General features: G+C 35.2%; 1 protein-coding gene. It reads right to left on the bottom strand.

What is annotated here, in order from left to right:
- On the bottom strand, window positions 1-511 hold a 511-nt coding region (locus tag KJR01_RS09700; RefSeq protein WP_442862307.1), incomplete at both ends, for a flagellin N-terminal helical domain-containing protein.

Raw genomic sequence — 511 nt, 5'->3', positions numbered from 1 at the left:
TCTCACATTATGCCCAGTCTCAAACCTAGTTAACCCAATCTTATCACTTGTAGTTGCCCCAATACTAGCCTTAACTGTCTCATTTGAATATGCACCAATTTGAAATTCTTTGTTTGAAAACGTTCCACTTAGAAGCTTTTGACCATTGAATGATGTAGTATTACCAATATTGTCTAATTCTTCCATAAGTCTAGAAATATCAGCTTGAAGTGAGCGTCTTGTTTCAGTTGTTTGACCATCTTGAGCTGATTGAATAGCTTTATTCTTAATTGTATCAAGTATTTTTATTTGCTCATCCATAGCCTTATCAGCTGTCTGAATTATACCAATAGCATCATTAGCATTCATAATAGCTTGACCAAGAGAACTTGCTTGAGATCTTAAGCTATCAGCAATTGCCATACCTGAAGCATCATCAGCAGCAGAGTTAATTCTAAAACCTGAGTTTAACTTATTTAAAGAACTGTCAATTGATCTATTGTTCATAGATGCGTTTGCATGAGCGCTTAGC

Source organism: Campylobacter sp. 2018MI10, from assembly GCF_018501175.1.
Taxonomy (GTDB): domain Bacteria; phylum Campylobacterota; class Campylobacteria; order Campylobacterales; family Campylobacteraceae; genus Campylobacter_E.
Note: the sequence above shows the minus strand (reverse complement) of the source record. Positions and strands in the feature narration are given on the sequence as shown.